Below are 3,254 nucleotides of genomic sequence, written 5' to 3' on the forward strand. Positions count from 1 at the left end.
CTTCACCCGCGGAGGGCCCGAACAAAAAGCGGCCGCAGTCCGGTGAAGGATGCTGCGGCCGGGCGGCTTCGAGAGAGCGGAAAGCCGAAGGAAACAGTCTGCGGGTCCCGGGTTCACTCCCGGGGGCGTGTTGTTTTGGAGTGGGCGCCCGTCAGGCGTTCGGGCGCTCGAAGACGAAGTCGCCGCCCATCATCGTGGCGTCGACCTTGACGTCGCGGATCTTGAGCGGGTCGATCGTGAAGATGTTCTCCGAAAGCACCACAAGGTCGGCGAGATAGCCCGGGAGCAGGCGCCCCTTCACGTTCTCGTCGAAGCTCGCAAAGGCGCCTTCACGCGTGTAGGCGTCGACGGCGTCGTAGACGTCGAGGCACTCCTCGGGGTGGAAGCCCCCTTCGGGTTCGCCCGTGAGGCGGCGGCGGTTGACGGCGCAGTAGAGGTTGTCGATCGGGTTCATGTCCTCGATCGGGGAGTCCGTGCCGAAGGACATGTGGATGCCGAGGCACTTCATCGTGCCGAAGGCGTAGCTCGTCGCGGCGAGCTCGGGGCCGACGCGCTCCTCGACGATCTTCGTGTCGTAGTGCAGAAAGATCGGCTGCACGAGGGCGAGGATGCCGTTCTTCGTGAAGCGCTCGACCAGCGGACGGTCCGTGATCTGCACGTGCACGATGCCGAGGCGGAGCGGATTTTCACCGTTCCGGCAGACCGCGTCGTAGGCGTCGAGGATGCGCTCGATCGCGCCGTCGCCGATCGCGTGCGTGACGACGGAGCAGTTGTGCGAGACGGCGAGCCCCACCTGGGGCGCAACCTCTTCGGGTGTGAGCGTGGCGATGCCCTTCGTCGTCGGGTCGTCGCGGTAGGGTTTGCGCATGAAGGCCGTGCGGGCGCCGAGGGAGCCGTCCGCGAAGAGCTTCAGGGGCCCGAAGCGGTGCAGGTCGTCGCCCTTGCCGGTGATGTTGCCCGCCTCGAGGAACTCGCGGTAGGCGTCGGCCGTCTGGAAGCTCGACTGGTGCCAGACGCGCACGAGCGGATGGTCGGCCATCACGCGGCGGTAGGCTTCGAGCACGTCGCGCCAGGTGCCCATGCGCAGGTCGCAGGTGTGCACCGACGTGACGCCCGTCTCCGCGGCGTGCTTCATCGCCGTGCGGATGAGCTCGATGTACTCCTCGACCGAGCGGCTGCGGAAGAGCGAGAGGAGCGGCGCGCGGGCGTTCTCGGAGAAGATGCCGTTGAGGCGCCCCGAGGCGTCGCGGCCGATCGAGCCGCCCTCGGGAGCGACCGCCGACTCGTCCACGCCGGCGCGCTCGAAGACGAGGGGATACTCGGTCGAAATGTCGTCGAGGTCCTCGCGCGTCAGAAGGCGCGCTTCGTCGGTGAAGTAGTCCTGGTTCCATCCCATGCCGTGAAGCACAGACCCGGGAGCGGGCTGCCTGCGCTCGATGTACTCGCGGGCGATGCGCTTCACCTCGGCGACGCTCGTTGCGTGCTGCAGGCGGATGTCCATGAGCGCGATGCCGGTGTTGAGGAGATGCTGGTGCGAGTCGATGAAGCCCGGGACGACGGTGCGGCCCTTGGCGTCGTATTCGGTCGCGTCGGCCGGGGCGGCGGCGCGGACTTCCGTCTCGGCGCCGACGGCGGCGATCCGGCCGTCCACCACGAGGAGCGCCTCCTCGAAGCGGCCGCGTTCAACGTAGACGTTCGCATTGCGGATGAGAGTGGCGGTCATGATTTGATGTCCTGTGAAGCGGAGGCGGTGCGGAGGGGCCCATTGCGGGGCGTGCGCCGCCAAATGGAAGAAGTTGCGGGTGCGCGTGCAGGCTATTCGCCTTCCTTCCGGGAGGCCGCGAGCGCGTCGTGGCGGCGGCGGAAGAGCACTTCGTAGATGCCGAGCCCGAGGAGCGGGACGATGAGGCCGAGCGCCGCGGTCACCGGGTCCTGATAGACCGTGTTGATGATGAGCGCGAGCATGAAGACGAGCACGAGGATGATCGAGAACGGATAGAGCCAAACCTTGTACGGGCGCTCCAAGGTCGGGTACTTGCGGCGCAGCACGATCACCGAGAGGAAGGTCATGCCGTGGAAGATGAGGCCGCAGACGGCCACGAGGCTCGTGAGCTCGGAGAGCGAGCGCGAGCACACGAGGATCATCGCCATCACCATCGAGGCGAGCTGCACGTTCACCGGGGTGCGGTAGGTCGGGTGGAGCTTCGCGAGGCTCGGGAAGAGCGCGCCGTCGCGGGCCATCGCGAAGTACATGCGCGGGAAGACCATGATGCAGCCGTTGAGGGAATTGAAGATTGCGAGCATCATCGCCGTGCCGACGATCGCCATGCCGGCGGCGCCGAAGAGCGCCTCCGCGGCGGCCGTGCCGAGGTAGAAGTTCCCGCTCCTCACCATCTCGAGGATCTGGTCGTACGGGAGCACCCGGTAGAGGGCGTAGTTGAAGAGCGCGTAGAGAACGGCGACGCCGACGATCGAGCCGATGAGCGCAAGCGGGATGTTGCGCTTCGGGTTCTTCATCTCTTCGGCGACGGTGTTGAGGTTCGACCACCCCTCATAGGCCCAGAGCGTGGCGAGCACCGCGAAGACCATCATCGAGAGGATCGCGGAGACGGAGGGCGTTTCGGCGGGGAAGTGGAAGAGGTCGGGGTGCTGGTCGCCCATCATGAAGCCGCAGATGATGATGAGGGCGATCGGGAGGAGCTTCAGAACCATGAAGATGTTCTGCACCAGGCTGCCCAACTTGATGCCGCGCATGTTGATGAGCGAGAGCACGAGGATCGTGAAGAGGGCGAGCCCCTTCTGCGTCGTCTCCCCGAGGGGATACATGCTCGAGATGGCCGCGGCGAAGGCGAGCGCGAGCGCGGAGATCGACCCCGAGGAGGAGAGGGAGAAGTTCGTGATGCCGCACATGAAGGCGACGCGCTCGCCGTAGGCTTCACGCAGGTAGACGTAGTAGCCGCCGGCCTTGGGCATCATGGCGCCCAACTCGGCGAAGCAGATGCCCGAGAGGAGCGTGATCAGGCCGCCGATCACCCAGACGAGGAGCGCGAGGCCGAGGTTGTCGCCGGCGCGCTGCAGCACGATGCCGCCGATGTAGAAGATTCCGGAGCCGATCATGATGCCGGCGAGGACCGATATGCCGCCGAAGAGGCCGACTTCGCGCTTCATGCCGCTCTGCGGGGCGGGATTGGACGCGGACTGGGGCTTAACTAGTCGAAACTAATCCTACCGAATCTATCATTGAGGTGCCGGAA

The 3,254-nt window shown here is 66.1% G+C and carries 2 protein-coding genes; both read right to left on the bottom strand.

Translation table 11 applies throughout. From position 1 onward, the window contains the following. Positions 1–151: 151 nt before the first annotated feature. On the bottom strand, positions 152–1,723 hold the full coding sequence (locus ACT6Y9_RS09770) for an amidohydrolase (protein WP_443744384.1): 1,572 nt from the start codon (positions 1,721–1,723) through the stop codon (positions 152–154). A gap of 92 nt (positions 1,724–1,815) precedes the next feature. Then, positions 1,816–3,168: an APC family permease gene (locus tag ACT6Y9_RS09775; RefSeq protein ID WP_443744385.1), complete on the bottom strand. Its 1,353-nt coding sequence runs from the start codon at positions 3,166–3,168 to the stop codon at positions 1,816–1,818. Between the last annotated feature and the right edge of the window lie 86 nt (positions 3,169–3,254).

It is taken from the genome of Sutterella sp. (assembly GCF_052272535.1).
Classification (GTDB): domain Bacteria; phylum Pseudomonadota; class Gammaproteobacteria; order Burkholderiales; family Burkholderiaceae_F; genus Sutterella.